At 65.8% G+C, this 26659-nt stretch carries 34 protein-coding genes; 6 read left to right on the forward strand and 28 right to left on the reverse strand.

The annotated features are described in order from the left end of the window. Positions 1 to 7: 7 nt before the first annotated feature. The 16 genes from DT603_RS09940 to DT603_RS10015 form a co-directional block, all read right to left on the reverse strand. Positions 8 to 637: a DUF1294 domain-containing protein gene (locus DT603_RS09940; protein WP_162349733.1), complete on the reverse strand. Its 630-nt coding sequence runs from the start codon at positions 635 to 637 to the stop codon at positions 8 to 10. Positions 638 to 644: 7 nt separating this feature from the next. After that, positions 645 to 2006: a magnesium transporter gene (gene mgtE, locus DT603_RS09945; RefSeq protein WP_162349734.1), complete on the reverse strand. Its 1362-nt coding sequence runs from the start codon at positions 2004 to 2006 to the stop codon at positions 645 to 647. 120 nt (positions 2007 to 2126) lie between these two features. After that, positions 2127 to 3068 carry a 2OG-Fe(II) oxygenase gene (locus tag DT603_RS09950; RefSeq protein WP_162349735.1) on the reverse strand — a complete coding sequence of 314 codons (942 nt, stop codon included), beginning with the start codon at positions 3066 to 3068 and terminating at the stop codon, positions 2127 to 2129. A gap of 42 nt (positions 3069 to 3110) precedes the next feature. Next, complete coding sequence (gene ptsP, locus DT603_RS09955; protein WP_162349736.1) at positions 3111 to 4838, reverse strand: phosphoenolpyruvate--protein phosphotransferase; 1728 nt, start codon at positions 4836 to 4838, stop codon at positions 3111 to 3113. Between the two features lie 3 nt (positions 4839 to 4841). Then, positions 4842 to 5111 carry an HPr family phosphocarrier protein gene (locus tag DT603_RS09960; RefSeq protein ID WP_162349737.1) on the reverse strand — a complete coding sequence of 90 codons (270 nt, stop codon included), beginning with the start codon at positions 5109 to 5111 and terminating at the stop codon, positions 4842 to 4844. Further along, complete coding sequence (locus DT603_RS09965; protein WP_162349738.1) at positions 5104 to 5496, reverse strand: PTS sugar transporter subunit IIA; 393 nt, start codon at positions 5494 to 5496, stop codon at positions 5104 to 5106. Before DT603_RS09965 ends, DT603_RS09960 begins: the two co-directional genes overlap by 8 nt. Positions 5497 to 5547: 51 nt before the next feature. After that, positions 5548 to 6408 (reverse strand): RNase adapter RapZ, encoded by an 861-nt coding sequence (gene rapZ / locus DT603_RS09970; RefSeq protein ID WP_162349917.1) that lies wholly within the window; start codon positions 6406 to 6408, stop codon positions 5548 to 5550. A gap of 47 nt (positions 6409 to 6455) precedes the next feature. Next, positions 6456 to 7406 carry an HPr(Ser) kinase/phosphatase gene (gene hprK / locus DT603_RS09975; RefSeq protein WP_162349739.1) on the reverse strand — a complete coding sequence of 317 codons (951 nt, stop codon included), beginning with the start codon at positions 7404 to 7406 and terminating at the stop codon, positions 6456 to 6458. Then, positions 7403 to 7867, reverse strand: coding sequence for a PTS sugar transporter subunit IIA (locus DT603_RS09980; RefSeq protein WP_162349740.1), 465 nt, complete (start codon positions 7865 to 7867; stop codon positions 7403 to 7405). Before DT603_RS09980 ends, hprK begins: the two co-directional genes overlap by 4 nt. Before the next feature lie 71 nt (positions 7868 to 7938). Then, positions 7939 to 8256, reverse strand: coding sequence for a ribosome hibernation-promoting factor, HPF/YfiA family (gene hpf / locus DT603_RS09985; RefSeq protein WP_162349741.1), 318 nt, complete (start codon positions 8254 to 8256; stop codon positions 7939 to 7941). A 159-nt stretch (positions 8257 to 8415) separates the two neighbouring features. After that, positions 8416 to 9852, reverse strand: coding sequence for an RNA polymerase factor sigma-54 (locus DT603_RS09990; protein WP_162349742.1), 1437 nt, complete (start codon positions 9850 to 9852; stop codon positions 8416 to 8418). Positions 9853 to 9903: 51 nt separating this feature from the next. Then, complete coding sequence (lptB, locus tag DT603_RS09995; RefSeq protein WP_162349743.1) at positions 9904 to 10623, reverse strand: LPS export ABC transporter ATP-binding protein; 720 nt, start codon at positions 10621 to 10623, stop codon at positions 9904 to 9906. Then, a complete protein-coding gene (gene lptA / locus DT603_RS10000) occupies positions 10623 to 11096 on the reverse strand; it encodes a lipopolysaccharide transport periplasmic protein LptA (RefSeq protein WP_246191743.1) in 474 nt (157 codons plus the stop codon). Before lptA ends, lptB begins: the two co-directional genes overlap by 1 nt. Before the next feature lie 25 nt (positions 11097 to 11121). Continuing rightward, entirely contained in the window at positions 11122 to 11685 is a 564-nt protein-coding gene (gene lptC, locus DT603_RS10005; protein WP_162349745.1) for an LPS export ABC transporter periplasmic protein LptC, read from the reverse strand. Continuing rightward, entirely contained in the window at positions 11682 to 12230 is a 549-nt protein-coding gene (locus DT603_RS10010) for a KdsC family phosphatase (protein ID WP_162349746.1), read from the reverse strand. Before DT603_RS10010 ends, lptC begins: the two co-directional genes overlap by 4 nt. 7 nt (positions 12231 to 12237) lie before the next feature. Next, positions 12238 to 13242 carry a KpsF/GutQ family sugar-phosphate isomerase gene (locus DT603_RS10015; protein ID WP_162349747.1) on the reverse strand — a complete coding sequence of 335 codons (1005 nt, stop codon included), beginning with the start codon at positions 13240 to 13242 and terminating at the stop codon, positions 12238 to 12240. Between the two features lie 54 nt (positions 13243 to 13296). On the opposite strand from DT603_RS10015, the gene DT603_RS10020 reads away from it, so the two are divergent. The 3 genes from DT603_RS10020 to DT603_RS10030 are packed head-to-tail and all read left to right on the forward strand — an operon-like array spanning position 13297 to position 15184. After that, the gene (locus DT603_RS10020; RefSeq protein ID WP_162349748.1) at positions 13297 to 13536 is read left to right on the forward strand and encodes a BolA family protein; all 240 of its coding nucleotides are present in this window, start codon (positions 13297 to 13299) and stop codon (positions 13534 to 13536) included. A gap of 56 nt (positions 13537 to 13592) precedes the next feature. Beyond that, positions 13593 to 14864 (forward strand): UDP-N-acetylglucosamine 1-carboxyvinyltransferase, encoded by a 1272-nt coding sequence (gene murA, locus DT603_RS10025; protein ID WP_162349749.1) that lies wholly within the window; start codon positions 13593 to 13595, stop codon positions 14862 to 14864. Between the two features lie 2 nt (positions 14865 to 14866). Further along, positions 14867 to 15184 (forward strand): EF-hand domain-containing protein, encoded by a 318-nt coding sequence (locus tag DT603_RS10030; protein WP_162349750.1) that lies wholly within the window; start codon positions 14867 to 14869, stop codon positions 15182 to 15184. A 50-nt stretch (positions 15185 to 15234) separates the two neighbouring features. On the opposite strand, the gene DT603_RS10035 is transcribed toward DT603_RS10030, so the two are convergent. Genes DT603_RS10035 through purM form a run of 5 tightly spaced genes read right to left on the reverse strand, consistent with a single transcriptional unit; the run spans position 15235 to position 18948 of the window. Further along, entirely contained in the window at positions 15235 to 15915 is a 681-nt protein-coding gene (locus tag DT603_RS10035) for a DUF3108 domain-containing protein (RefSeq protein ID WP_162349751.1), read from the reverse strand. A 2-nt stretch (positions 15916 to 15917) separates the two neighbouring features. Beyond that, entirely contained in the window at positions 15918 to 16598 is a 681-nt protein-coding gene (locus tag DT603_RS10040; RefSeq protein WP_246191745.1) for a DUF3108 domain-containing protein, read from the reverse strand. Positions 16599 to 16630: 32 nt separating this feature from the next. Next, the gene (purN, locus tag DT603_RS10045; protein WP_162349753.1) at positions 16631 to 17308 is read right to left on the reverse strand and encodes a phosphoribosylglycinamide formyltransferase; all 678 of its coding nucleotides are present in this window, start codon (positions 17306 to 17308) and stop codon (positions 16631 to 16633) included. After that, the gene (locus DT603_RS10050; protein ID WP_162349754.1) at positions 17305 to 17922 is read right to left on the reverse strand and encodes a DUF2238 domain-containing protein; all 618 of its coding nucleotides are present in this window, start codon (positions 17920 to 17922) and stop codon (positions 17305 to 17307) included. The genes purN and DT603_RS10050 overlap by 4 nt, the downstream gene beginning before the upstream one ends. Positions 17923 to 17928: 6 nt before the next feature. Further along, complete coding sequence (gene purM / locus DT603_RS10055; protein ID WP_162349918.1) at positions 17929 to 18948, reverse strand: phosphoribosylformylglycinamidine cyclo-ligase; 1020 nt, start codon at positions 18946 to 18948, stop codon at positions 17929 to 17931. 199 nt (positions 18949 to 19147) lie between these two features. Between purM and DT603_RS10060 the strand changes: the two genes are divergently transcribed. The 3 genes from DT603_RS10060 to hda are packed head-to-tail and all read left to right on the forward strand — an operon-like array spanning position 19148 to position 22103. Next, a complete protein-coding gene (locus DT603_RS10060) occupies positions 19148 to 20218 on the forward strand; it encodes a DUF2066 domain-containing protein (protein ID WP_162349755.1) in 1071 nt (356 codons plus the stop codon). Positions 20219 to 20226: 8 nt separating this feature from the next. Beyond that, positions 20227 to 21390 (forward strand): AI-2E family transporter, encoded by a 1164-nt coding sequence (locus DT603_RS10065; RefSeq protein WP_162349756.1) that lies wholly within the window; start codon positions 20227 to 20229, stop codon positions 21388 to 21390. Continuing rightward, on the forward strand, positions 21387 to 22103 hold the full coding sequence (gene hda, locus DT603_RS10070; protein WP_162349757.1) for a DnaA regulatory inactivator Hda: 717 nt from the start codon (positions 21387 to 21389) through the stop codon (positions 22101 to 22103). Before DT603_RS10065 ends, hda begins: the two co-directional genes overlap by 4 nt. A 40-nt stretch (positions 22104 to 22143) precedes the next feature. On the opposite strand, the gene DT603_RS10075 is transcribed toward hda, so the two are convergent. The 7 genes from DT603_RS10075 to DT603_RS10105 form a co-directional block, all read right to left on the reverse strand. Continuing rightward, a complete protein-coding gene (locus DT603_RS10075) occupies positions 22144 to 22941 on the reverse strand; it encodes a PDZ domain-containing protein (protein WP_162349758.1) in 798 nt (265 codons plus the stop codon). 94 nt (positions 22942 to 23035) lie between these two features. Beyond that, the gene (locus DT603_RS10080) at positions 23036 to 23515 is read right to left on the reverse strand and encodes a hypothetical protein (RefSeq protein ID WP_162349759.1); all 480 of its coding nucleotides are present in this window, start codon (positions 23513 to 23515) and stop codon (positions 23036 to 23038) included. A gap of 15 nt (positions 23516 to 23530) precedes the next feature. Beyond that, entirely contained in the window at positions 23531 to 23935 is a 405-nt protein-coding gene (locus tag DT603_RS10085) for a hypothetical protein (protein WP_162349760.1), read from the reverse strand. Further along, positions 23932 to 24471, reverse strand: coding sequence for an RNA polymerase sigma factor (locus DT603_RS10090; protein ID WP_162349761.1), 540 nt, complete (start codon positions 24469 to 24471; stop codon positions 23932 to 23934). Before DT603_RS10090 ends, DT603_RS10085 begins: the two co-directional genes overlap by 4 nt. 42 nt (positions 24472 to 24513) lie before the next feature. Then, positions 24514 to 25221: an N-acetylmuramate alpha-1-phosphate uridylyltransferase MurU gene (murU, locus tag DT603_RS10095; RefSeq protein ID WP_162349762.1), complete on the reverse strand. Its 708-nt coding sequence runs from the start codon at positions 25219 to 25221 to the stop codon at positions 24514 to 24516. Next, positions 25218 to 26225: an aminoglycoside phosphotransferase family protein gene (locus tag DT603_RS10100; protein WP_162349919.1), complete on the reverse strand. Its 1008-nt coding sequence runs from the start codon at positions 26223 to 26225 to the stop codon at positions 25218 to 25220. Before DT603_RS10100 ends, murU begins: the two co-directional genes overlap by 4 nt. Positions 26226 to 26343: 118 nt before the next feature. After that, complete coding sequence (locus tag DT603_RS10105; RefSeq protein WP_162349763.1) at positions 26344 to 26634, reverse strand: GlsB/YeaQ/YmgE family stress response membrane protein; 291 nt, start codon at positions 26632 to 26634, stop codon at positions 26344 to 26346. Between the last annotated feature and the right edge of the window lie 25 nt (positions 26635 to 26659).

The raw sequence follows: 26659 nt of genomic DNA on the forward strand, positions 1-26659 counted from the left end.
AGCCGCATCAGGATTTCCAGTATATCCAGGCCACGGTCGCCGCCAGGTTCAGCACGACCATCATCCTGAAGGCGACCAGGTAACCCGGCTTGCGGCTTTTATGGCGAAGCACGCGTTGCGAGAACAGCGCGCCGGGCCAGCCGCAAAGCAACTCCAGCAGATGCAGGTTGGCTTCGGGTATGCGCCATCGACCTGTCTGCGCGGCGTGCTTGTCGGCCGCGTAAGCCATGAAGGTGACGATGCTGGCCAGGACCGGCACGAAGGCGAATTCGAGCGGCAGCCACTGCTGGCGTATCGCCCAGCCCAGCAGCCCGGCATAGGCTGCGATGACCGTTGCCCGTGCCAAGTCGGACCCGGTCGAATAGGGACTCCCCGGCTTCACCGGTTTTCGCACCGTGCCCGTGTTTTTCCGCAACGGCTGCGCAGCCCGCATCACCCGCGTCGCTTTCCAGCGTCCATCGTCCTGGCGGGTGGCCAGGTACTTCACCAGTTCGCCCGTCTCCGGGCGGCGTCCCTGCTGCTGGTAGTCGCGGATATGGAAGAAGGTCCTGCCACCGTGGTCCGGTGGATCCAGCGGCGCGATGAAGCCATAGCCGCGTTCGTCGTTCCAGTCCTGGACCTTTCCCAGACAATGCATGCCGGTCTCAGCGAATCAGGATCACGGTGGCCAGGCCGAGGAAGCAGAAGAAGCCCATGACGTCGGTGACGGCGGTGACCACGACGGTGCCGGCCACGGCAGGATCGATACGCATGCGTCGCAGCAGCAGGGGCAGCAGCACGCCTGCCGCGGCCGCCGCGCAGAAATTGATGATCAGCGCCGAGGCGATGACCAGCGACAGCAGCCAGTCATGGAACCAGAAGAAAGCGACGATGCCGACGGTGCTGCCGATCAGCACGCCATTTATAAGGGCCACGCGCAATTCCTTCCACAGCAGGATGCGTGCGTTGCTGGGGCCCACCTGGCCCAGGGCCAGGCCGCGCACCATCAGGGTCAACACCTGCACGGCCGCGTTGCCGCCGATGCCGGCGACGATGGGCATCAGCACGGCCAGCGCGACCACTTGCTGCAAGGTGGCCTCGAACTGGCCGATCACCGCTGCGGCCAGGAACGCCGTGCACAGGTTGATGCCCAGCCAGACCACGCGGCCACGCACGGCGCGCTTGATCGGCGAGAACAGGTCCTCGTCCTCGTCCAGGCCGGCGGCGCCCAGGGCCTGGTGCTCGGCCTGTTCGCGGATGATGTCGACCACGTCATCGATGGTGATGCGGCCAAGCAGGATGTTGTTTTCATCCACCACCGGCGCCGACACCCAGTCATGGTCGGAAAACTGGCGCGCGACTTCCTCGGCGGTCTCCTCGACATCGATAGCCGGCTGTTCGTCGTCGATCAGGCGATTGATCGGGGTGCTGTCTTCATGCGTCACCAGCGAGGCCAGCGACAACCGGCCCAGGTACTGGTGGCGCCGGCTGACCACGAACAGGTGATCGGTGTGGTCGGGCAGCTCGCCACGCAGGCGCAGGTAACGCAGCACCACGTCGACGTTGACGTCGGCGCGCACGGTGACCACGTCCGGGTTCATCAGGCGGCCGGCGGTGTCCTCCGGGAAGGACAGCACCTGCTCCAGACGCTCGCGGTTCTCGCGGTCCATCGACTTGAGCACTTCGTCGATGACGGTGTCGGGCAGGTCCTCGACCAGGTCGGCCAGGTCGTCGATGTCCAGGTCTTCGACCGCGGCGATGATCTCGTCGGGGTCCATTTCGGCGAGCAGGCTTTCGCGCACCTCGTCGCCGACGTGGACCAGCACCTCGCCGTCGTCCTCGGCATCGACCAGTCCCCACACGATCACGCGCTTGCCGGGCGGCAGGGATTCGAGCAGGTTGCCGATTTCAGCCGGCGCCAGCGTGTTGATCAGGCGCCGCACGGGGCCCAGCCGGCCGCTGTCCAGTGCATCGGACAGCAGGCGCAACTGGCGCGCGGTCTTGTCGTGGCGGACGACTTCAGCCATGCGCGACTCCCGGTAGCGGTGAAGCCGCTTCCGTGTGGGAGGCGGCAGGTCAGGTGTTCATTGCGCCATTATCGCCCCGTGGCGCGGCAATGCCCACCCCGCATCGCGCCCGACCCGCGCTCAGTGCCTGGCAATGCGTGCCAGCAGCCGGCGCAGGGTGCTGAAGACACGGCTCAGCGCGGTTTCATCCAGCACGGACTGCAGGCGCCTGATTTCGTCGTAGAGGCGGCGGTTGTGGTCGCCGCGCCGCTGCATGAGTTCATTCAACTCGTCGCAGTCGGCTGCGCTCAGCACATGGCCGGGCTCGAAACGGGCGGGCAGGGGGCGATCCACGTAAACAGTCGAGTGGGCGGATGCAGTCTGCTCCGGCGGCCGTTCGCGAGTATAGAAATAGAGTGCAATCGACCTGCGGCTGAGTCCGGCTTTATCCGCGGGCAGGGTGATGGCCGGGAATCCGTGCCAGCTGTGTTCCGTCGTTTCGAAGATGACGCAACGGTTGTACAGCGGCGCCAGGCTGACGACCTTGTCGGCCGCGGCGTCGTAGGGGTCGCGGTGCAGCTGCAGCGCGCCGCCCCAGTCGGCGTCCCACTCCTGGTTCAGGTACACGATCATGTTCAGGCGGCGGTGCCATCCTGTTTCCGGGTGATAGTTGAAGTCGATGTGGCTGTCCAGGCTCTGCCCGTTGCGGTTTTCGTGGGTGCCGCCACCGAAATAGGAAGGGTCGTACAGCAACCCTCCAATGCCGGTGATGCTCCCCACCAGCTCCAGGAAAGCAGGTGATTGCACGCAACGATCGAGCAGCGCATAGGTCTCGCCCAGCGAATGCAGGCGTTCGACCACCGACTTGCCGGCCGGGCTTCCGTCCTCGTTGAGCGAATTGCCGCGATCGAAGGAGGGGAAATCCCTGGCCAGCGCCTGCACGAAGCCGGGAGCGAAGAAATTGTCGATGACGCAATGCGCGAAGGGCTCCGCCGGCAGGAAAAGGGTCCGCAGGCGATCGGCATCCTCCAGTACGTGCGGCGCGATGATCGCGTCGAGGTCAGGGTTGGCTGCGGGATTCATCGCGCGCTGCAAGGCACGGTTGCCGCCAGCAAAACGTCGCCCTTACCCATGCAGCGGCGAAGCCGACTTCAGCCAGTTCTCGATGCCCGTGCGGTCGCGGGCCTGCAGCAGCTTGCCGGTGCGTGCCTTGAGCGCGGACAGGTCGCTGCCACGGACCGCCTTGCGCACTTCCAGCAGGGTGGCCGGATGCAGGCTGAATTCGGTCAGCCCCAGGGCCAGCAACAAGGGCGCCAGCGCCGCATCGCCGGCAATCTCGCCACACACGGCGACCGGGATGTCGTATTCCCCGGCCACGTTGATGATGTGCTTGAGCAGGCGCAGCACGCCCGGATTCAGTGGCGAATAGAGTTCACCCAGTGCGTCGTTGTTGCGGTCGGCCGCCAGCAGGTACTGGACCAGGTCGTTGGTGCCGACCGACAGGAAGTCCACGATGTCCACGAAGCTGTGCAGGGCCAGGGCCGCGGCGGGTACTTCGATCATGGCGCCCAGCGGGATCCGGTCGGCCACCGCGGCGCCCTGCCTGCGCAGCTTTTCGGCAACGCGCTTGAGCCGCTTGCGCACCGCCAGCATTTCCTCGCGCGTGCTCACCATCGGTACCAGCACGCGCACCGGCCCGTAGCCCGAGGCGCGGACGATGGCGCGCAATTGCGTGTCGAACAGTTCGCCATTGGCCAGCGACAGGCGTACCCCGCGCAGGCCCAACGCCGGGTTGTCCTCGTTGCCCAGCACCAGGCCGGTACGGTCGGCCTTGTCGGCGCCCAGGTCCAGGGTGCGGATGGTGACCGGCCGGCCGCTCATGCCCAGCACGACGTCCCGGTAGGTGCGGAACTGTTCCTCCTCGTCCGGCAGTTCGTTGCGCTGCAGGAACAGGAATTCGGTGCGGTACAGCCCCAGCCCGGAAGCGCCGAGCGAATGTGCCTGGGCCACGTCCTCGCCCGATTCGGCGTTGGCCAGCAGCACGATGTCCACGCCGTCCATGGTGCGGGTGGGCTTGGAGCGCAGGCGGCCCAGCTCGCGTTGCTCCTTGGCCAGTTCACGCCGGCGCTGGCGGTAGGCCAGCAGGTCCTCGGGGCCTGGCTCGATGACGACCGAGCCGCTGGCGCCGTCGACGATCAGCACGTCGCCGTCGTTGATCTTCTGCAAAGCCCTGGCGGCGCCGACCACCAGCGGCATGTGCAGGCTGCGCGCGAGGATGGCGCTGTGCGAGAGGGTGCTGCCGGCGGAAGTGACGATGGCAACCACGCCCTGGGCCTGCAATTGCGCCAGTTCCGACGGCGCCACGTTGTCGCTGACAAGGATGTCGCCGGCCACGCCCTTGGGGCCGCCGATGCGCTTGTTCAGGTGGGCGTGGATACGACCGATCACGTGATCCAGGTCGTCCATGCGGCTCTTCAGGTAGGCATCGTCCATGCCGTCGAACACGGCGGCCAGGCGATCGCGTTGCAGCCTGAGGGCGTAGTCGGCGGTGTAACGCCCGGCCCGGATCAGTTCATCGAGGCCATGCAGCAGCTCGGGGTCGTCCAGCAGCAGTGCGTGCAGGTCGAGGAACTCGCCGACTTCCTTGGCCAGCGCCCCGTGCAGCCGCTCGCGCAGCACCTGCATCTCGCCGCGGGTCGAATCCACCGCGTCATGCAGTCGCCGCAGCTCCTTCTCCACCAGATTGGCGGGAATCCTTTTCTCGACCACTTCCAGTGCATGCGGCAGCCGTACCCTGGCACGGCCAAGCGCGCTGCCGCGCGAAGCGCCGTGGCCGGACAGCTGCAGGCGCACCGGTCAGGTTTCCTCGTCGAATCGTCGCTCGAAGAGGGCGGCAACTGCTTCCAGCGCCTCGGCTTCGCCTTCCCCATCGACGCGCACGATCACTGGCGTGCCCTGGCCGGCGGCCAGCAGCATGACGCCCATGATGCTCTTGGCGTTGACCTCGCGACCCTTGGCCGACAGCGTGGCGCTGCAACGATAGCCCGACAGCACCTGCACCAGCTTTGCGGTGGCACGGGCATGCAGGCCCAGGCGGTTTGAAACGGTGAGTTCTCGCTCAAGCATCGTCGACTATTGCTCCATTGCGGGTGCCGGCGGCAGCGGTGGCCGGCAGTTGATCCAATCCCTGTTCCGCATAATTCATCACCCGCAGCAGCATAGGCAAGCTCAGCGCGGAAACGCGCCTGACCGGAGTGCCCAGCCTGGCCAGTTGCCCGGCCAGGTTGCTGGGGCTGGCGCCGTAAAGATCGGTCAGCACCAGCACGCCTTCACCGCTGTCCACCCGTCGCAACGCCGAGGAGGCGTGGGGAAGCAGGGCTTCGAAGTCGGCATCCAGAGGCACTTCGAACGCCTCGGTCTTCAGCGGCAGTTGCTTGAGGAGTCCAGTGGCGACCGCCAGAAGCGAAGCGCCGATACCGGGATGGGTTACAAGGAGAATGCCACAGGCCATGTGAGAACGTTAACAGACGGGGGTGACCGCAGTAAGGCGTTCTTGCGCCAACTAGTCCAGTTCGCGGTGGAAGGTCGCCACTTCTTCCCAGCCCTGGTCGCGCGCATGCCGGGCCAGGCGTTCGGCCAGGTACACCGAGCGGTGCTTGCCGCCGGTGCAGCCGAACGCGATGGTGACGTAGCTGCGGGTCTCGCCGCGAAGGCGCGGCAGCCAGGTATCCAGGAACTGGCTGACCTGGCCCACGTATTCATTGACTTCGGGCTGGGTGTCCAGGAACCCGCGCACTTCCAGGTCGCGGCCGGACAGCGGGCGCAGTTGCGGGTTCCAGTGCGGGTTGGGCAGCACCCGCGCATCGAACACGAAATCCGCATCCGCCGGAACCCCGCGCTTGTACGCGAAGGATTCGAACAGCAGCGACAGCGAAGCGCCGCTGTTGAGGGCGAATTCGGCGATGATGCGGCGGCGCAACTGGTGCACGTTGAGCGCGGTGGTATCGACGATCACGTCGGCTTCGCCGCGCAGCGGCGCGGTGATCTGGCGCTCACGCGAGATTGATTCGGGCAGCGACAGGCCGAAGTGCGCGAGCGGATGCTTGCGGCGCGTATCGGAATAGCGGCGCAGCAGCGCCTCGTCGCTGGCATCGAAGAACAGCAGGGTTGCCTGCAACCCCAGCTCGGTCACCGCCGCGCGCCACTGGGCGAGCTTGGACAGGTCGCTGTGGCGGTTGCGCACATCGATGCCGACGGCGATCTTCTGCGGCAGCGCGTTGTCGCGCATCAGGCTGCGCACGAACGAGGGCAGCAGCTCCACCGGCAGGTTGTCGACGCAGTAGTAATCCAGGTCCTCGAAAGTCTTCAGCGCCACCGACTTCCCGGAACCGGACAGGCCGCTGACGATGACCACCGTCGGCAAGGGACCACGCGGGCCCGGGCTTCCACCTTCCTCGGCGGCCTCGGTGTTCACGGCGAGCTGCGTTCCAGCAGGTTGCTGTGCCGCGCGATGAACATCGCGGCCGGGTCGATGCCCTTGGTGCGCAGGATGTGCAGGCGCGTGGCCGCTTCGGTCAATACCGCCAGGTTGCGGCCAGGCATGACCGGCAGGGTGATCAGCGGCACGTCCAGGTCCAGCACGTGGCGGCTGCCGCTGTCGCCGGTGAGGCGCTCGTAGCCATGCGGGTTCGGCTCGGTCATCGGCCGGGTCAGGTGCACGATCAGGCGCAGGTACTTGTTCTTCTTGACGGCGGTGTCGCCGAACATGTCGCGCACGTTCAGCACCCCCAGGCCGCGTACTTCCAGCAGGTCCTGCAGCAGCTCCGGGCAGGTGCCATCGAGCACGTCCGGGGCGATCTGGGTGAACTCGGGCGCATCGTCGGCGACCAGCCGATGGCCGCGGCTCAGCAGCTCCAGCGCCAGCTCGCTCTTGCCGGATCCTGCCTCACCGGTGATCAGCACGCCAATGGAATAGATCTCCATGAACACGCCGTGCAGGGTCACCCGCGGCGCCAGGGTGCGCGCCATGTGGTAGGACAGGTGATTGAGCAGCTCGTGGCCGCGCTTGGGCGAAATCCACAGGGGGGTTTCCGATTCCTCGGCCGCGGCGCGCAGGTCCTCGGGGCAGGACTGGTTCTTGCTGATCACCAGCGCCAGCGGACGGTACTGCACGATCTTCTCGATGGTTTCCCAGCGCTGGCGCGAGTCCAGCGAGTCCAGCCAAGCCAGTTCCTCGCTGCCCAGGATCTGCACCTTGTTGGGATAGATGGCATTGAGGTAGCCGGCCAGCGACGGACGGCGGGCGATCGTATCCACCGCCTCCAGCATCCGCTGGTCGCCCTTGGCACCTGCCAGCCAACGCAGGGCCAGCTTGTCCTTCTGCTGGTCGAACAATTCGCGGGCGGAGATGCGGGTCGTCATGCGGCGGCTTTGGGTGAGTGAGGTTCGTCGAGCAACAGCTTGCGCATGCGCGGCGCATCCGGTGCGGCACGCAACGCCGCGCGGAAACGTTCATTGGAAAAGCGCTCGGCCAGCTCCGAAAGGAGCATCAGGTGCTGATGGGTGTAATGATCGGGTACTGCCATGGCAAACACCAGATCCACCGGCTGGCCATCATCGGCATCGAAATCCACGGGCGGCTCCAGCCGCAGCAACACCCCGCGGGGTGCGTCGAGGCTGGGCGAGCGGCCATGCGGAATGGCGATGCCGTGGCCGATCGCGGTGCTGCCAAGACGTTCGCGGGCCTGCAGGCTGTCACGCAGTTCATCGGCGCCTGCCTGGCGGCATGCAAGCAGCCCGGCCGCCACTTCCAGCACCGCGTCGCGGTCGGCGGCCTTCAGCACGGACGCACGCACCTCGGCCAGTTGGTCGGCTAATGGCATATCAGTAATGGGTGTGCTGGAAGCGTGCCGCCGCGGTCGAAACCGGCGGCGCGCTTCGGACGCCGCTGCGGTCAGTCGGCATTCTCGCCACGAGGGGCGCGTTCCTTGTCGATCTTCTTCTGCTTGTGCTTGAGCAGCAGGCGGTCGAGCTTGTCGGCCAGTATGTCGATGGCGGCGTACATGGTCTCTGCGCCGGCGTCGGCATGCAGGGTGCGCCCGGCCAGGTTGAGCGTGGCCTCGGCGAGATAGTCTGGCTTGCGTATGCCCAGCTGGGCGCGGACTTCCAGTGGCTGTTCGAAATGGCGTTCAAGCCGCTTGAACTTGCTTTCAACGTACTCCCGCAACGCGGGGGTGAGTTCGATTTCATGGCCATGGGTCTCGATACGCATCGTTTGCCTCCTTACGTTCTATGGGCCGCGTAATCCGCGGGTGACACTTCGCTGTCTGTGACCTCTGTGCTGTGGGGGAAGTTCTGCCTCCTTACCGTGTGAGCCTGTGATCCATCATGGACTTTCAATCCTTACGGGAGTGTTAGCAGCAAGCCGTAGTCAGCCAATGCGAACGCGCTCATGCGACGAAAGTATCTCCATGGCTTCACGATACTTGGCGACCGTGCGCCGCGCCACCGGCACGCCGGAGGCCTTGAGCAGGTCGGCGAGCTTGGCATCGGAAAGCGGCTTGCGCGGATTTTCGTTTTCCACCAGCCGCCGGATCATCGACTGGATGGCGACGCTGGAGGTTTCGCCGCCGCCTTCGCTGCTGACACCCGAGGCGAAGAAGGCGCGCAGGGGCAGGGTGCCACGCGGGGTGCGGACATACTTGCGGGCGATGGCGCGTGAAACGGTCGATTCGTGCAGGCCCACTTCGGTCGCTACCTCGCGCAGGGTCAGCGGACGCAACGCCTGTTCGCCGAACTCGAGGAAACCGGCCTGCTGGCGCAACAGGCAGCGCGTGACCTTGAGCAGGGTGTCGCCCCGCGCTTCCAGGCTCTTCAGCAACCAGCGCGCTTCCTGCAGGTGGCCGCGCAGGTAGCCGGCATCATTCTCGCCACACTGGCGGATCATCTGTTCGTAGCCGTGGTGGATGGTGATCCGCGGCAGGTTGTTGCCGGCGAGCGCCGCGCGCCAGATGCCGCGTTGGCGCCAGACCACGCAGTCGGGCACCACATAGGTGTCGTGGCTCAGTTCGCCGATCTGCGCGCCAGGCTTGGGATCCAGGGAACGCAGCAACTGCACGACTTCCTCCACTTCGGAAACCGCACGCTTCAGCTCGGCGGCCAGGCCGGCGACGCCGCTCTTGGGCAGGCGTTCCAGCGCATCGCTGTCCACGATCTGCAGGGCCAGGGCCCTGCCGGGCGTGTCCTCGCTCAACACCGCCAGTTGCAGGTGCAGGCACTCGCCAAGGGTGCGTGCGGCCACGCCGACGGGATCGAAGCGCTGCAACTGGTGCAGCACCGTCAGGACTTCCTCTTCGTCGGCAACCACTTCGGGAAGCAGGGTTTCGGCGATGCCGCTCAGTGGTTCGCGCAGGTAGCCATCGTCCTGCAGCGCATCAATCAGCGCCGCGCCGATGCGGCGGTCGCGCGTGGAAAGGTGGGAAAGATGCAATTGCCACAGCAGGTGGTCCTGCAGGCTGTCGACCGCGGCGACGCGCTCGGCAGCGGTACCCTGGTCGTCATCATCGAAGGAGCCACCGCTCCCATGGCTGACCCCGTCCATGGACCAGGGGGCTTCATCAGGCGACCAGTCCTCGCCTTCGCTGCCGTTGTCAGCCTGGCGCGGGTCGTCGGGCGGCGTGTCGGCCGCGGCGATGTCGTCGGTGTTGGGAGCGCTGTCGTCCCAGTCCAGCAGGGGATTGGTTTCCACCGCCTCGGTGATCTCGACCTCGAGCTCGGCCGTGGACATCTGCAGCAAGCGGATGGCCTGACGCAACTGCGGCGTCATGACCAGTTGCTGACCCAGCGATGTCTGCAGGCGTGGCTTCATTCCGCAATCCGAAAACGCGTTGAGGCACGGCCGGGCCGCGCGACGCGCACATCAGAGGCGGAAAGTTTCCCCAAGGTACACGCGACGCACGTCCGGATTGGCAAGCAGCGCGTCCGGCGCACCCTGCGCCAGCACGCTGCCTTCGTTGAGGATATACGCCCGGTCGCAGATTCCCAAGGTCTCGCGCACATTGTGGTCGGTGATGAGCACGCCGATGCCGCGGTTCTTGAGATGCTTGACGATGCGCTGGATCTCGCCGACCGAAATCGGGTCGACGCCGGCAAAGGGTTCGTCCAGCAGCATCAGCCGCGGCTTGGCCGCCAGGGCGCGGGCTATTTCGCAACGCCTGCGCTCGCCGCCGGACAGGCTGGCGCCCAGCTGCTCGGCCACGTGGCTGATCTGCAGTTCGTCCAGCAGGGAGCCCAGCTCCTTGTCCACGCCGGCCGAATCCAGGTCTTCGCGGAGCTCCAGCACCAGGCGCAGGTTGTCGGCCACGGTCAGCTTGCGGAATACGGAGGGTTCCTGGGGCAGGTAGCCCACCCCCAGCTTGGCGCGCTTGTACATGGGCTCGCTGGTGACATCGCGGCCGTCGAGCTCGATCCTGCCGGCATCGGCGGCCACCAGACCGACGATCATGTAGAAGCAGGTGGTCTTGCCCGCGCCGTTGGGGCCCAGCAGGCCGACCACTTCGCCCGCATCCAGGGTCAGGCCGAAGTCGGCGACCACCTCGCGCTGCTTGTAGCGTTTGCGCAGCCCCTGGGCCGACAGCATTACTTGGTTGCCTCGGGCGGCTTGGCCGTGCCGGCCGACTTGGGCTGGATCACGGTCTTGACCCGGGTGCCATCTCCGCCGCTCTTGATGCTGCCGGTCTTGGTGTTGTAGACCATGCGCTGGCCGCTGTTGGACCCGCGCGGCGATTTCACCGTGTAGTTGCCGATGAGGGTGATGGTTTCAGTGGACATGTTGTACTCGATGCGGCTGGCCGTCGCATCCATCCAGGTCCCGTCGTCCTGCTGCTGCCTCAGCCTCACCGGGCTGCCGGTGAACACGGCCAGGGAAGGGTCGCCGTTGCGCTGGGTCAGCTCGGCGCGCTGGGCGGAGATGTCCAGGCTGCCCTGCTTGAGGGTCACGTTGCCGGTCCACACATTGGTGCTGTTGCCGTCCATCACCCCTTCCTGGTTGTTGGAATCCAGGTAGATGGGCTGGTTGCGGTCCGAGGATTTGGCCCACGTCAAGCCCGGCATCGACAAGGCGAGGACGGCGAAGAGGCTAGCGCGCAGAGTTGGGTTCATATCGTGTCTTGACCTGGGACTTGAAGGTGTAGTGCTTGGTCTTGGTATTGGTCTCAAAACCTACACCGCTGAGTATAGAACCGGGACGGGTGATGGTGACCGAGGCGTCGGTTGAGGCCAGGTTCTTGCGGGGGAATACATTCAGGCGCTGCGTATCGAAAGTCGACGGTACAGCGGCCTGCTGCGGGCTGGTGCCCCTGACGTCGCCAGTCAACCTGAGTTCGTCGCCCTTGGCGCTGACCCAGCCACTTTTCGCGCGCATTTCCCAATGCTGGCCATCGCTGTCCGGCAACAGGAACAGGGGAGTGGTGATGGTGAAGGTTTCGTCCTTGGGGTCGCGCTGCATCTCGGGCGCGCGCAGGGTCATCGATTCCTTGCCCTCGTCATCCAGGCTGATCATTTCGAAATCGCGCATCAGGTAGTCGGAGCGCTCGACCACCGAGGTATCGGGCTCCGGCACGTTGCGTTGCTTCCACGCGGACCAGCCGCTGAACACCGCAGCGACCAGCAGGACCAGGCCCAGCATCATTCGCCAGCTCATGGCGTGGCACCGGCAAGCAATGCCTCGCTGTGTCCCTGCACATCAAGCAGCAGGTCGCACAATTCCCGCGCAGCGCCCTTGCCGCCCTTGGCGCCGGTGACCCAGCGCGCGCGCGCGGCTATCCAGTGATGCGCATTGGCCGGAGCCACGCCCAGGCCAACGGCGAGCATCGCTTCGAGGTCAGGGAGGTCATCACCCATGAACGCGACCTCTTCCAGTCCGATGCCTTGCTCGCCGCACAGCAGGCGTACCCGGGCCAGCTTGTCCTTTGCCCCGATGAAGGCCTGCACGCCCAGGTCGGCGGCGCGATGCGCGGCCGAAGGACTGTTGCGCGCGGTGATGAACGCCACCGCGATGCCGAAGCGGCGCAGCAGGACCATGCCCTGGCCATCGAGAACGTGGAAGTCCTTGGATTCACGACCTTCGCTGTCGTAGTGCAGGCGACCGTCGGTCAAGGTGCCATCCACGTCGAAACACACCAGCCGGATACGGCTGGCACGCTGGCGGATGTCGTCGGTGATCTCGGTGCTGGGGAGGGAAGGCATCGTTTTGTTAGACCACGCGCGCGCGCAACAGGTCGTGAATATTGAGTGCGCCAACGACGCGGCCGCCCGCGTCGACCACGATGAGGCCACTGATCTTGTGGGTCTCCATCAGGCGTGCAGCCTCGACCGCCAACTGGTCGGCGCCAATGGTGCGTGGCGCGCGCGTCATCAGGTTGGAGATCATCGCGGTGCGCACGTCCAGCGTTGCGTTGTCCAGGGTGCGGCGCAGGTCGCCGTCGGTGAACAGGCCAAGCAGGCGGCCGTCGCCATCCACCACCGAGGTCATGCCCAGGCGCTTGCGGCTCATTTCCAGGAGTGCCTCGCTCAGGGTGGCGTTTTCGCCGACTCTGGGTACATCGTCGCCCGCGTGCATCACGTCGGTGATGTGCAAAAGCAGCCGGCGGCCCAGGCTGCCGGCTGGATGCGAGCGCGCGAAGTCATCTGCGGTGAAGCCGCGTGCCTCCAGCAACGCCACGGCCAGTGCATCGCCCATCGCCAGGGTCGCGGTGGTGCTGGACGTCGGTGCCAGGTCCAGGGGGCAGGCCTCGGCAGGCACGCTGACATCCAGGTGCAGGTCCGATTCGCGCGCAAGCGTCGATTGCGGCCGGCCGGTCATGGCGATGACGGCGTTGCCCTGGCGCTTGAGCACTGGCAGCAGGGTCAGGATTTCGTCGGATTCGCCCGAGTAGGACAGTGCCAGCACCACGTCGGCATCGGTGATCATGCCCAGGTCTCCATGGCCGGCTTCGCCCGGATGCACGTAGAACGCGGGCGTACCGGTCGAAGCAAGGGTCGCGGCGATCTTGCGGGCAATATGCCCCGACTTGCCCATGCCGGTGGCCACCACGCGGCCATTCGAGGCCAGGATCAGCCTGCAGGCCGCAGAGAACTCCCCGTCGATCCGGGCCGCCAGATGCTGCAGCCCCTGCGCCTCGATTTCCACCACGCGGCGGCCACTGGCGGCCAGGCTGGCGTCGGTGGGCGGGAAGGACTGGGGGTGCAACTCGGGCATGCGGGCGCCGGGCGGAAGGTTAGAATGGCCGTTCATTTTATAAGGAAAGGCACGTTGGACGCCGAAACCATCCGTAAACTCATTGAAACCGGCCTGCCGGGTGCTGAAGTACAGGTGCAGGGCGACGACGGCGTGCATTTCGAGGCCAGCGTGGTATCCCCGGCGTTTCGCGGCAAATTGCCGCTGGCCCGCCACCGGCTGGTTTACGCAACCCTGGGTGAACTGATGGGCGGCGCCATCCATGCGCTTGCGCTGAAGACCATTACCCCCGAAGAAGCCGCGCAAGCCCGCTGAGTTCCCCTTTCCTGGAAGGCCAATGCCTTCCACCCCACACCAGAGTCCGAGCACCCATGCAGAAAATCGTAGTCACCGGCGGCAATACGCTCAACGGCGAAGTCACCATTTCAGGCGCCAAGAACGCCGTCCTGCCGATCCTGTGCGCCACCCTGCTGGCCGATGCCCCGGTGGAAATCACCAACGTCCCGCATCTGCATGACGTGGTGACCACGGTGAAGCTGCTGGGTGAACTGGGTGCGGGCATCAGCATCGACGAGGGCACGCTTTCCAAGGGCAGCGCGATCACCGTGGATCCGCGCAGCGTCAACCAGCACGTGGCTCCGTATGAGCTGGTCAGGACCATGCGCGCATCGATCCTGGTGCTGGGCCCGTTGCTGGCCAAGCATGGCGCGGCGGAGGTGTCGCTGCCGGGCGGCTGCGCGATCGGTTCACGCCCGGTGGACCTGCACATCAAGGGCCTGCAGGCGCTGGGCGCCGATATCACGGTCGAAAATGGCTTCATCAAGGCCACGGCCAAACGCCTGAAGGGCGCGCGCTATGTGTTCGACATGGTCAGCGTCACCGGCACCGAAAACGTGCTGATGGCGGCTGTACTGGCCGAGGGCACCACCGTGCTGGAAAACGCGGCCATGGAACCAGAGGTCACCGACCTGGCCGACTGCCTGATCGCGCTGGGGGCGGACATCGAAGGCGCGGGCACCGCGCGCATCGTGATCCGTGGTGTCGAGCGCCTCTCCGGCGGCCGCCACGCGGTGCTGCCGGACCGTATCGAGACCGGCACCTTCCTGGTCGCCGCGGCGATGACCGGCGGCCGCATCATTGCGCGGCGCGCGCGCGCCGACACCCTGGATGCGGTGCTGGACAAGCTGACCGAAGCCGGCGCCTCCATCCAGACCACGGCCGATTCCATAACCCTCGACATGCAGGGCCGTCGTCCGCGCGCGGTCAGCCTGACCACCGCGCCGTATCCGGCGTTCCCCACCGACATGCAGGCGCAATTCATGGCCATGAACTGCATCGCCGAGGGCGTGGGCGTGATCAACGAGACCATCTTTGAAAATCGCTTCATGCACGTCAACGAACTGGTGCGCCTGGGCGCCGACATCCAGGTCGAAGGGCATACGGCCATCGTCCGTGGCACCGGAAAACTCAGCGGCGCGCCGGTGATGGCGACCGACCTGCGCGCCTCGGCTTCGCTGATCCTGGCCGGACTGGTGGCCGAGGGCGACACCACCATCGACCGCATCTACCACCTGGATCGCGGCTACGAGAACATCGAGGAAAAACTCGGTGCGCTGGGCGCCAGGATCTGCCGGACTTCGTGAGCATGACAACGCGCAAAGAAGCTTCGCGCCCGCGCTTTTCCACGCGCCGCAAGGCACTGCTGGGATTGGTGGCGATTGCATTGGGGGTGGTGGCCTGGCTGCAATACGTGGGTGCCGCGGGTATCAGCGGCATGGCCACCAAGGACATGGACTGGAACGCTGACGGCAGCGTCAGCCAGCAGGAAATATTCCAGTCCTTCCATTCGGTCTCGGTGACCAAAACCCGGGACGGGCGGCGGCAATGCAGCTCCTACTACTGGCGCGCCGACCGGCGGCCAATCCGCCTGGACTGCCGGACCGAGATGGAAGCGTCGAAGTAAAAAAAGCCCGGCATTGCCGGGCTTTTCGTTGCTGCTGTCACGCGACTGGATCAGTGCCAGGCCTTGATCTGCAGGTCGATCGAATCCTGGCCATCCTCGCGCTGCAGGATGCGCGCGGGCACCGGCATCCCGGCAACGACCCATACGATCATTTCCTTCCGGCCTGACGTGCGCACGACCTTGGTCGCATCGCGCGCCTTGCCGCCTACGGTGATCTTTTCCTTGCCCGCGACGCGGTAGCTCATCGCCTTGGCGTTGCCGTTCTCGACCATGCGGTAATTCAGCGGCTTGCCAGCCGCCACGTCGCGCACGATGGCCAGGTTGACCAGCAGCGCGTCCATGTCGCCAGGTTTCAAGGCGACCGGGCCAGCGCGCTCGGGCTTGACGTCGCCAGTCCACACGGCCAGGTTCTTGTTCCAGTCGAAGGTCGTGTCTACGGCCTTCTTCTTGACCAGCAGGCGCGACAGGTCGCTGCTGGACAGGGGACGCAGCACGCCGTCCTTCTCATCGAATACGGTCTTCTGGCTCATGTCCACCAGCGAGTTCCTGATGGTCAGGCTGTACTGCCAGCGGTTGTTGCCTTGCGGGGAAATGGACATCTGCCCATTGCCCTGCATGCCCATGGCGGTGGCCTGGTAGTCGGCAGTGAATGCTTCGATGGCCGCGGCCGGCGTGCTGGCCATTGCCAGCAGACTCGCGGCGACGGCGCTGATGGCGATTGCACTTCTCATGTCTATTGCACTCCCTGGTATTCAACCAGTCTAAGGTCGATGGTGTCGTGGCCGTTTTCACGCTGGAGGATGCGAATGGGCGTGGGCACGCCATTGGCGACCCAGAAAATCGTTTCGTCGTTGCCGCCATTGGTGCGTGACACCCGCATGGCGTCGTAGCTCAGCTCCTCCACGGCCACGATCTCGGTCTGTGCCGCCACCTGGTACTGGTAGTCGCGCGCGCGACCGCTGTCGACCACGCGATAGCTCAGCGCCTTGCCCGGCTGGGCGTCACGTATCACCGCAAGGTTCATCAACAGGGCACTCATATCTCCATCCTGCAGTGGCACGGGCACGGTGCGGCTCTGCTTCACGTCGCCCTGCCAGCGCGCGCTGCGCGCCTGCCAGTCGTAAACGCCCGAAATCTTCTTGCCGGTGAAGACGGCATGCTTGACCGTACCCTGGCTTAGCGGGCGAAAACGCTCACCCGGGGTATCGAACACGGTGCTCTGTTCGATATTCAATCCCGCCAGGCGGGCAAACCCCCTGGTGCCGCGTATGCCCAAGTCCACGCGCCAGCGCGAGGCGTCGGTTTTCAGCACCTGCATCTTCGCCGCTCCGGCCAGCTTGCCTTCGTTGAAGGCCTGGTAGGTGGCGACGAAGGGTTCCAACGCAAACGCAGGCGCACTGGCAAGGGCCAGCATGCAAAGCAGTAAAGAGCGTCGGCAGGAAGGTTTCATGGCGAAAGCAGAGGGTCCGGCAGGATCAGGTGACCTGCGGAATCTAGAGGCAGCGGAGTAAATAAGGCCTGACCATCCAGCAATGCGAAGCCACCCTGTTCAGCCAGGCGCCCTTCTGTGGCCAGTCCCAGTACTGCAACCAGCAGACCATGCTCCCGGGGCAACAGGCGCTGCGACAGGCTCTGTGCCGTATCGCCGGACTCGACGGGCACGGTGCATTGGGCCACGACCGCGCCGGCGTCGAGTTCAGGTACGACGAAGTGCACGCTGGCTCCATGCTTGCGATCGCCGGCTTGCAGCGCGCGCTCGTGGGTGTGAAGACCGCGGTATTTGGGTAGAAGGGAAGGGTGGATGTTGAGCAGGCGTCCGCGGAACCGCTCCACGAAGGCGTCGCCCAGGATGCGCATGTAACCGGCGCACACCACCCAGTCGGGCTGGCTGGCGGCCACAGCGTCCGCAAGGGCGGCATCGAAGTCCGATCGGCTGGGGAAGCTGCGTGCATCGGCAGCCCAGCGCAGCGTGCCTGCAACGCGCTGCAGTGCTGCTGCATGCGGCTTGTCGGAGAAGACGCCCACGATCTGGGCCTGCAGGCCGCCCTGCCTGATTGCATCGAGTATCGCCTGCAGGTTGCTGCCGCGACCGGACACCAGTACCGCGATGCGCGGTGCGCTCACGCGGCTGCCACGGAGTCGGCCTGGCGCGACCACGGCCACGCACTGAAAGCACCTACCGTTGCCAGCAGCATGTCGGCGTGCGCATCCCAGGGATCACCCTGCTGGCCGTTGTAGGACTCGGCCGCCTCCGGCGAAAGGACCAGCGCTATCGCCCATTCCAGCCACCCGTAGAGAAGGCTGGTGCACATGATCGCCATGACCGCCAGCACGAACCCCTGGCGTGGCGAAAGTGGCCAGCGCTGTCGCAGGTAGGTGGCCGCGGCAGGTGCGCAGCATATTCCGTACAGCAGGTGGATCAGGCGATCGGCGTGGTTGCGCTGCCAGCCGAACGCGTCCTGCGGCGACCATCCGGTCAACGATTGCATCCACTGGTCGTAGGGCACATTGGAGTACAGCCAGCGCGCGGCGATGGAGTGCACGCAGATGAAAGCGCAGATCAGCGCGAATTCCCCGGATCGCATCGGCCAGTGTCGATCATGCCGCCACAGCCAGGCCAGCCCGGCCACGGTCAGGGTGCTGTGCAGTGCCTGTTCCAGGGGCCAGGGCGGGGCGATCCAGCTGGCCGCGAACACGGCCATTGCCAACGCCAGCGCGATCCTCTTTCCCGGCAGCATGCGGGCTCAGCCGATCTTCAGTCGTTCCGCGCCATCGGCCTTCACCACCTGGCCAATGCGCCAATGCGGCATGGCCAGCCGGTCGAGGTCCGCTTCCAGCGCCGCCAACTGGTCCTGCGCGGCGAACAGCACGAAACCGATGCCGCAGTTGAACGTGCGCCACATCTCGCTGTCGACCACGGCGCCTTCGCGCTGCAACCAGTCGAATACCGGCGGCAAAGGCCAGGCAGTGGGGTCGATCTCGAGGCCCAGTGGCGCAGGTACCACGCGGATGATCTTTTCGACCAGCGCGCCGCCGGTGACGTGGGCCATGGCGTGGATGTCGTGGCTGGCCAGCAGTTCCAGCACCGGCTTGACGTAGATGCGGGTCGGTTCCATCAGTGCGTCGGCAAGGCTTACCCCGCCCAGGTCGAGGTCCAGGGGGTTGCCGGCGCGCGCCAGGATCCGGCGTACCAGTGAATACCCGTTGGAATGCGGGCCGCTCGAAGCCAGGCCGACCAGCACGTCGCCCTCGCGCACCTGGCTGCCATCGATCAGCCGCGCCTTCTCGACCGCGCCTACGGTGAACCCGGCCAGGTCGTACTCGCCGGGCGGATACATGTCCGGCATCTCGGCGGTTTCGCCGCCGATCAGGGCGCAGCCGGCGATCTCGCAGCCCCTGGCAATGCCGCCCACCACGTCGACCGTGGTGTTCACGTCCAGCTTGCCGGTGGCGAAATAATCGAGAAAGAACAGCGGTTCGGCTCCTTGCACCAGCACATCGTTAACGCACATGGCGACCAGGTCGATGCCGATGCTGTCGTGGCGGTCCAGCTGCTTGGCAAGCAGGAGCTTGGTGCCCACGCCGTCGGTGCCCGAGACCAGCACGGGTTCCCTGTACTTGCCGGAGAGGTCGAAGAGGCCGCCGAAACCGCCGATGCCGCCGCCCAGCACTTCCGCGCGCATGGTGCGCCGGATGGCAGGCTTGATGCGTTCGACCACCTCGTTGCCGGCATCGATATCGACCCCGGCTTCGCGATAGGTCATGCCCGACTGGGCAGGCGCGGTGGAATCGGAAGGAGGGGTCTGGGTCACGGAAGGGCCGGCGTCGGAGCGGGAACCCGCGATTTTAAGGGAATCCACGCGCCAATCGTCCGTCCTGAACGGCCCGCGTTGGCGTGCGAGGCCCATTCGGGCAACAATTCACCCGTTCGCCAGGCAATCGCTGGCTACAAGGATGCTGCAGATGCGCCGGAAACATGGTTTTGCGTGGGTTGCGGCTCTGGCCCTCCTGCTGGTCTCCACGGCCTGGGCCCAGAGCCCGCGCACCGAAGGCGACCGCGCCGGTGCGCAAGGCGTCTACGACGCCGAAGTGACGGTCAACGGCCAGGGCGAGTCCGAGCGTAACAACGCCTTCGCGCGTGCCCTGGGCACGGTGCTTGCCAAGCTGAGTGGCGATCGCAGCGCAGCGGGCCGTCCCGGCGTGGGCGCGGAGCTGCGCAACGCCAAAAACTACGTGGCCAGTTACGACTATCGCCAGGACCAAGGCACGTCGCCGAACGGCGCGCCCACGTTCCGCAGCACCCTGGTGGTGCGGTTCACCCCGTCCGAAGTCGATTCCCTGATCAATGCCCTGGGCTTGCCGATCTGGCCGCAACCCCGGCCAAAGCCGGTCGTGTGGATGGCCATTGACGACGGTAGTGGTCCGCGACTGGTTGGCCTGAACCAGACCAACGCGGCCAAGCCACTGCTGAACCGTGCGGTGGAGCGTGGCTACAAGCTGGGCCTGCCGACCGGCAACGCCGCCGAACAGGCCCTGGTGGGAGCCATCTGGCGCCAGGACACGGCTGCCGTGGCGCGCGCGTCGGCCAAATACAGCCCGCCGATGCAGCTGCTGGGCAAGCTCTACCGCGGCAAGGACGTGTGGGTGGCGGACTGGGTGTTCGTGGACAAGGGCAAGGTCCTGTCGAAGTGGACCAGCAAGAACGCCGATGCCCGTGCCGCCATGGCTGCCGGCGCCGACGGTACCGCCGAAGCCCTGATGAAGCGCTATGGCAAGCGTGGCAGCAGCGGGCCTGCGGGAACCTACCGGGTCGTCTTCACCGGCATCGACAGCAGCGACGACTACCTGCGCCTGTCTGCCGCGTTGCAGGGCATGAGCGTGGTGCGCAGGATCACCCCTGTGCGCGCCAGTGGCAGCACGCTGGAAGTTGATCTGGAGCTGCTGACCGGCCTGTCGGGCTTCAAGCGCACGCTGGGCGGGGACAGCCCGTTGCAAGGTGGCGAAGGCGAGCCGCCCGTGTACCACCTCAAATGAATGACCCTATGACGCAAGGCCCCGAGTTCGAGATCGCGCGATTCCTGCGCCGCCTGCAGTGGACCGCGATCGCAGTCGGTGCTTTCTGGCTGATGTGGCTGCTCTCGCCCATCCTCACGCCCTTTGCAGTCGCTGCGCTGCTGGGCTGGCTGGGCGATCCGCTGGTGGACCGGCTGGAACTGTCGGGGCGATCGCGCAATACCGCGGTCATCCTGGTATTCACGCTGATGGCGCTGCTGCTGGCTCTGGTGCTGATCATCCTGGTGCCCTTGATCGAGGGCCAGCTTTCCACCCTGATCGAATCGCTGCCGCGGTACCAGGCCTGGTTCACCGATGTGGCGGTGCCGTGGGTGGAGCGGCGCTCGGGCATGCAGCTGGCGACCTGGCTGGACCTGGACCACATGATCCAGCTGGTGCGCAGCAACTGGGAACGTGCCGGTGGGGTAGCCACGACCGTGCTGGGTTATGTGTCTCGCTCGGGTTTCGCGCTGATCGGCATGGTCACCACGCTGTTGCTGATCCCGGTCATCACCTTCTTCTTCCTGCGCGACTGGGACCTGATCGTCGGGCGCGTGGCCTCGATGGTGCCGCGCGACCATATCGACACCGTCAGCCGCCTGGCGCAGGAGTCCAGCGACGTGCTGGGCGGTTTCCTGCGCGGCCAGTTCCTGGTGATGGTGATCCTGGGCGTGATGTACGGCCTGGGCCTGTGGGCCGTGGGCCTGGACCTGGGCATCCTGATCGGCATCATCGCCGGCCTGCTGACCTTCGTGCCGTACCTGGGCCCCACCAGTGGCGTGGTGCTGGGCGTGCTGGCCGCATTGATGCAGTACGGCGACTGGAAGCACATCGCCGGCGTGCTGGCCGTGTTTGGCGTGGGCCAGGTGATCGAAAGCTACTGGCTGACCCCGAAGCTGGTGGGCGATCGCATCGGCCTGCACCCGGTGGCGGTGATCTTCGCGGTGCTGGCCGGCGGCCAGCTGTTCGGGTTCCTGGGCATGCTGCTGGCGTTGCCCATGGCGGCCGTGGCCAATGTGCTGCTGCGCTACGCGCATGAGCGTTACACCGCCAGCCATCTATACGCGGGCGAGGGCCCGACCATCGTGCTGGACAGCTACGTCGACCGGAACGTGATCGTCGCTGTTCCACCGGCCGACCCCGAACCCAAGTGAGCGTCCCGCAACTGCCGCTGGCGTTGCGCTATCCGCCCGACCAGCGCCTGGAAAGTTTCTTCGCCGCACCCGCCGGTGCGATCGCGCAGTTGCAGGCGCTGGCGCAGACGCGGGGCGCGGACTGGCTCTACCTGGCCGGCGCTTCCGGGACCGGCAAGACCCACCTGGCCCTGGCCCTGTGCGCAGCGGCTGCGCAGGCGGGCCGGCGCCCGGCCTACCTGCCGCTGCTTGCCGCCAGCGGGCGCTTGCGCGATGCGCTGGATGCGCTGGAAGGAAACGACGTGGTGGCGCTGGATGGCCTGGAGGCCATCGCCGGCCATCGCGACGACGAGGTCGCCCTGTTCGACTTCCACAACCGCGCCCGCAGTGCCGGCCTGAACGTGTTGTACACGGCACAGGACGTGCCGGGTTCACTGGCACTGTCGCTGCCGGACCTGCGTTCGCGGCTGTCGCAGAACACCCGCATCGTGCTCAACCAGCTGGACGATGCCGCGCGCGCGGAGCTGCTGCGCGACCGTGCCCGCCGCCGCGGACTGGTGCTGGAGGAAACGGCGATCGACTGGATGCTGGCGCGGACCGACCGCGGCCTGGCCAGTCTGCTCGCACTGCTCGATCGGCTGGACCGCGAGTCACTCGCCGCGCAGCGACGGATCACGGTCCCGTTCCTGCGCCAGGTGGTGGAGTCATCGTCATCCATCGCAGGCGATGCCTGACCGCGCCGGGTCCGGTCTGCGCCAAGTTCGCGGGTCCGTGTCAGGGGCAGCTCTGCGGCACCTTCGACCACACCACCGGCTCCCAGTAGGCATTGTCGCGGATGCTCTGCGTATCCAGCTTTTGCCTGATGAGCCGCGCGCCGATGCGATAGCTCATGCCCGCTTCCACATCCAGTACGAAGGACTTGTAGGCGCGGGCGAAGGCGAATTTCTTCATCTTCCTGATCTGCTGCAGCTGGGAGGAGTTGAGGTAGCTCTCCTGGACAAGCTCACGAACCACCAGTACACGCTTGCCAGCGGCGACGCGATGCCGGTTCGAGGATTGCAAGGGCGTGCTGCGGCCCTCGATCTGCGTTATTTCGACATTGAAGATGTCCTGGCTCTTCGGAACCACGCCCTGCTGGTCGGTGACATAACCGCATGACTGCGTACCGCCGGGCCCCATGGCCTCCGCGCGACCGGACAGCAGCAGTTTCCTTCCGTCGCGCATGACTTCCAGGCGCAAGGCGCCATTGCCCTCCTGTAGCCCCCTTTCAAGCGTGGAAGACGGGCTCGCCGTGTCGTCCAGGCGAAGACCATTGATCGCGAGCAACTGATCGCTTGCCCGCAGCCCGATCCGGTCCGCGGCCGCGTCGGGCGTCACCGCCAGCACCTTGACCCCGCTCGATCGCGCATTCCGTGCATCCACCACCGCGCCAAGTTCATAGCGGGTCTGCCCGGCCGATGCACTAGATTGCAGTGCGGCCAGCGGACCGCCAATCGTTGCGGCGGCTGCGTGCGCGGACTGCACGAGTCCGGCAAAGACAAGCAGGTAGGCGGCAGAGATTTTCGAGAGCATTGGAAGCACCTTCCTATTCAAGTTCACTGGTTCAGGCCCTCGGCGGGTGAGCAGGCCTTCAGTGCGATTGCCTGTCGTCCGTGCCGGCGAAGTTTCATGGGCACGACTCGGCGACTTCGTCCCAGACCACTGGTTCCCAATAGGCATTGTCGCGGATGCTCTGGTTATCCAGCCGGTCCCGGATCAGCCGGGCGCCGATGCGATAGCTGGTTCCGGGCCGTACATCGAGGACCAACGCCTTCAGGGGTGCTGCGGAGTGGCCTTGCATCCTGGCTATCTGCATGGTTCGGGCCGAATTGAGGCGCGTGGATTTTATGTCCTCCGCGAGCACCAGGATGTGCTTGCCCGCAGCCAGTTTGTGCTGGTACCTCTCCATGCCAGCCGAGCGCCCGTCAATCTGGACGATATGGGCGTGGAAGATGCCCAGGCTGTTGGGAACATTGCCCGCTTCGGTGCCTGCATGGCCACATGAATTGCCGGGACCAGTCGACTCCACCGCCTTGGCAGGAGCGGCAGGGGCGAGCCCGCAGCCGAAGATGACGATCGCGGCAACTAGAAAGGATCGGAAAGACATGCAGGAAGTCCTCGGTCAGGTTCGATTTTTCTGGGTGGGCTGGCGAGGCCGCAGGTTGCAGAGCAGGGCGTTGCGTGCAACCCACATGGGCGCGATTTCCGCATCGCTGGCGCCACGGTCGTAGGCTGTCTGCAAAGCCCGGTCGAGCGCTTCCAGTTGTTCATGCACGTCGCGCATGCTGGAAGCGCGCGGCTGCCCGGCCAGCGACAGATTGGGATCCCGCTCTGGAGCGGTGGTGATCGGGGAAAGCAATGTCACGGTCATCACGGCCACCATTGCAAGCGCCGCGATTCCCGCGCCCATCTTGCGGCGACGGACGCGTTGCCTGCGTCGTGAGTCGACCCGTTGCCAGATCGCCGCCGGCAGCTCGGGTTCGGGTAGCGCGCGCAGTTGCTCGTGTATGCGTGAGGGTTCGTTCATGGGCCAACTCCTGTACCGATCTCGTCGCGCAGCTTTGCCAGCGCCCGCGAGACGATTGATTTCGACCAGCTTGGACTGTGTCCGAAACGTTGCGCCAGTTCCGGATGGGACCAGCCTTCCATCTCATGCAACCAGACCAGGGTACGGGCGAGCGGGGGCAAGCGTTGCAGCATGCCCATCATTTCGAGGTTCTGGGACTGGTCGGGCCAGGTGTCGGGCCAGGCGTCGTCGTCCGCTGCGGATACGAAACGCTGCTCGCGGCGCAGCCGGTCTATCGCCGCGTTGGCTGCAACCCGTTTCAGCCACGGCCGCAATGGGGCGTCGCTGCGCAACCCGGACAGGAACCCCAGCATTTTCAGGAACGTGTCCTGGGTGATGTCTTCCGCAGCCGCGGCGTTGCCGGTCAGGCGATAGGCAAGCGCATGGATGGCCTTGGCATGTGCCTGGTAGAGCCGCGCGAATGCATCGTGATCGCCCCAGCGGGCCTTGCGCAGCAGGGCGGCTTCTTCAGGATTTATTTCCGGGGCGGCTTGCATGTCACGAGGATACGGATGGAAGCCGTCCGGCGTCGCAGCAGTTCACCGGAGCCGGGACAGTTCCTGATCCAGTGCCTTGAGCCGTTGCGGCGTCCCCACGTCCGTCCAGCGCCCGGCATGAAGCGTGCCCGACACCTCTCCGAGCGCCATTGCCGCACGCAACAGCGGAGCGAGCTTGAAGCGCGGCGGCTCGGCCTCGGTGCCGGCGACGCCGCCAATGACCTCGCGCCAAGTGTCCAGCAACCGCGCGCGATACACGCCGATTCCACTGAAGGTGAATTTCGCCTTGCCGTCCGAATCAACACGCCCGGTCCCGGCAAGGGCGAAGTCGCCATGCGGGTTATGGACAGGGTTGTTGACGAGGACAAGATGGGCGCTGCCTGCGGGTTCGGCGGGAAGACCTGCGAAATCGAAATCGGTCCAGATATCCCCGTTCACCGCAATGAAGGGCGCATCGCCCAGCAGGGGCAGGGCATGGTGCATGCCGCCGCCGGTTTCCAGGGGAGTAGCGCCCTCATAGGAGTAATGCAGCTTCAGCCCCCACTGCGACCCGTCCCCCAGCACTTCGGGGAAGCGATCGGCCAGCCAACTGGTGTTCACCACTACCTCGCTCACGCCCAGCGCCGCCAGTTTTTCCAGATGCCAGGCGATCAGCGGCTTGCCACCCACGGCGAGCAGGGGCTTGGGCGTGTGGTCGGTCAGCGGGCGCATGCGTTCGCCCAGGCCGGCGGCAAATATCAGCGCCTTCATGGCATGCCCCGCAAGCGCAATGCGGGCTTGATCCTGGTTTCAAGCAACTGGCCCAGCGCACCGAGTTCCGGGTAGCGGGGCAAGACCTCATCCAGGTAATCGATGAAGCGCGGCACGTCCGCCAGGTACTTCGACTTGCCATCGCGATAATGCAGGCGAGCGAAGATGCCCAGGATCTTGAGGTGGCGTTGCACGCCCAGCCAGTCGGCATCGCGATGGAACCGGGCCCACGGTGGCACCGGCAAACCCGCGGCCTGCGCGCGTTGGTGGTATTGCTGCAGCCACCCGTCCACGCGCGGCAGCGGCCAGCTCAGGAACGCATCCTTGAACAGGCTGATCGGGTCGTAGGCGATCGGCCCGCGCACGCAATCCTGGAAATCCAGCACCGCCAGGTCCGGCCGGGTCGGCATCAGGTTGCGCGGCATGAAGTCGCGATGGGTCAGCACCTGCGGTTGGGCCAGTGCGTTATCCATCAGGCGGCGCTGGACCTGCTGCATTTGCTCGGCCTCGCCGCAGTCCAGCTGCAGGCCGAGATGGCGTTGCAGGAACCACTCCTCGAACAGGCCTGCATCGCGCTGCAGCAGCGCCTCGCCGAATGCGGCCATTCCGGATGGAGGCGTGATCGACTGCAGGCGCAGCAACTGGGTGATGGCCAGCTCGAACCAGGCATCCGCACTCGCGCCGTCCACGACCTGTGCCAGGGTCGGTCCGCCGAGGTCTTCCAGCAGCAGGAATCCCGCCTCCACGTTGCGCGCAAGAACCAGTGGCACGCGGACGCCACCGCCTTCGAGCAGGTCACGCATATGCAGCCACGGACGCACGTCCTCAAGGGCGGGTGGGGAATCCATCACGATGCGCGCCGGGCCCTGTCCGGAGCTGCGCCAGTAGCTGCGATGGCCGGCATCGACCGACGCACGCTGCAGTTCGGCCGTGGCATCCCCCAGCGCGCCTCGCGCCCACGCCAGGCGTTGGGATGCGTGCAGTTCGGTTGCGGGATCAGGCAGGGTCACGACGTTGGAATTCACGGATTGAAGTCAGGCCTGGAGGTGTTTGGAATGCGGGGGCTGCGCCACACAAGAAAACGCCCCGTTTCCGGGGCGTTCGCGACATGGAGATCAACTCTCAACGGCGCGGGAGTACGGTGCGCTTCTTGCCGCGCACCAGGCTCACGACCAGCAGGATCACGATCGCGCCGATCAGCGCGCCAATGAAGCCGGCGGCCTGGCCCGGTGCATACCAGCCCATCTTCTGGCCGATGAAGCTGGCCAGAACCGCGCCCGCGATACCCAGCAGGATGGTCAGGATGAACCCCATGCCGTCGTTGCCCGGCTTGAGGAAGCGTGCAAGCAAACCGACGATGAAGCCGATGAAGATGATGTAGAGCCAGCTACCGGTGCCGAGCAGACCTTCCATTGCTTATTCCCCTTGGTTTCGGTTG

Origin of the sequence: Pseudoxanthomonas gei (assembly GCF_010119615.1) — a bacterium.
Taxonomy (GTDB): Bacteria; Pseudomonadota; Gammaproteobacteria; order Xanthomonadales; family Xanthomonadaceae; genus Pseudoxanthomonas_A; species Pseudoxanthomonas_A gei.